Source organism: Lysobacter sp. TAB13 (genome assembly GCF_052113885.1).
GTDB lineage: Bacteria > Pseudomonadota > Gammaproteobacteria > Xanthomonadales > Xanthomonadaceae > Lysobacter > Lysobacter gummosus.
This window is the reverse complement of sequence record NZ_JBFRDR010000362.1, coordinates 1-374: the sequence shown is the minus strand read 5'-3', so window position 1 is coordinate 374 and position 374 is coordinate 1. Positions and strand designations below refer to the sequence as shown.

1 protein-coding gene is annotated in these 374 nt (G+C 63.1%); it reads right to left on the bottom strand.

The features are described 5' to 3' along the window. Positions 1-153 precede the first annotated feature (153 nt). Positions 154-374, bottom strand: a 221-nt coding sequence (locus AB4Y92_RS26540; RefSeq protein WP_441822337.1) for a PLP-dependent transferase, incomplete at its 5' end; no start/stop codon positions are given.

Below are 374 nucleotides of genomic sequence, written 5' to 3'. Positions count from 1 at the left end.
GTCAATCCGAGCTCGTCGAGCGTCCAGAGCACCTTGGCGACATTCGAGGAATTATTGCGGCCATAAACTGTGAGCATCGCTCGTCATTCTCCGGGAGCAGCGTGTCGGCACGACCTCCTGGCGGTCGCGCCGTGAAGAAGTGCAGGATCGAGATCAGGCGGTCAGCCGCTTCAATCCGCGCTCGAGATCGTCGATCAGGTCGGCAATATCCTCGAGCCCGACATGGACGCGCATCGACTGGCCATCGACAGCCCAGTTGGTCGCCGACCGCAGGGGGGACGGATTGGTCGGGACCATCAGGCTCTCGAAGCCGCCCCAACTCGAGCCCATGCCATAGAGCCGCAGCCCATCCATCATGGCGGCGAGGCGTGTGC